This is a genomic window from Vibrio sp. TRT 1302, assembly GCF_050113875.1.
Classification (GTDB): Bacteria; Pseudomonadota; Gammaproteobacteria; order Enterobacterales; family Vibrionaceae; genus Vibrio.
On record NZ_JBNJOF010000049.1, the window covers coordinates 1 to 1,051 of the forward strand.

Genomic DNA, 1,051 nt, shown 5'->3' on the forward strand with positions numbered 1-1,051 from the left:
GGTGTAACCCCCTAAGACATAAATGGCCGGAACAGGTCCATGAGTGGACCGGTAAACGATGCAATTGGCATTAAACCCTTTGGAACAAGCTAATCATGAGTGAGATTAGACAAGTAGGCCCTAACCATTGGGTCGGGCCAGAAGATTGTGGTTTTACCCCAAACTTTCATATTACCCAACACGGTGTGGATCATTACCCGAACGGTCACTTAATGCAACAAGAGCCGCTTCATCCGGGGAATAAGAAAATAACCTTGGTGCACCACACGGTTTCTAAAGAAGAAACTGAAGATTTAGGCGCGTTTTTCGAAGCATTTTCTGCAGGGGGACATGATGAGTTTATCGATATGCGAGTTCAGTCTGTCCATGGTAGAGGCGGAAATGTGTATGCGGTGATTTTCTTTGCCTTGCTCTGGCTGCTTGTTAAGACTTCGATGGTTTACACTGCTGGAGATACATGGTCACCCAACTATGTCGATATAACAGTTACAGCAATACTCGTCACTTGTATGGGATTCAGTTTATTTAAGCCGATTGCCATGCCGGTACGTTTTCATAAGAAAAACCAAGAGGTTTACGTTTGGCACAATAAAATTCTCTATCGTATTCCGTGGCAAGAGTGTGAAATATCCGTCATTGTCGCTAAAACCCATATGGGCTATGGGCGGTTAAAAGATGGCTACGAGTTAATGTTGTGGCTCAACCCTAAACATGCGGTCAACGCCGATTTAACTGGTCAACGCCATCAATATCTCAGTCTGCTGCACAATATGGGGACTCACGTTCCTATGTACGGCTACTGGGAGTATGTTCGCCGTTATATGGCAGATGAACAGCCATTATGGTACGAGATCAGTAAAGAACCACGGATTGCAGGAGCCAATATAGAACTGGCAAGAGAAGAAGGATACAGCGACTTCAGCGCACTAGTTCGCTTTATCTTATTTTTGCCAATTATATTTCTTTTTCGACCCGCTGATTTTGCACTTTGGTGTAACCCCCTAAGACATAAATGGCCGGAACAGGTCCATGAGTGGACCGGTAAACGATG

1 protein-coding gene is annotated in these 1,051 nt (G+C 44.8%); it reads left to right on the forward strand.

The genetic code is table 11. From position 1 onward, the window contains the following. Positions 1-95: 95 nt before the first annotated feature. On the forward strand, positions 96-1,051 hold a 956-nt coding region (locus tag ACQEXP_RS21205), incomplete at its 3' end, for a hypothetical protein (protein ID WP_426971457.1).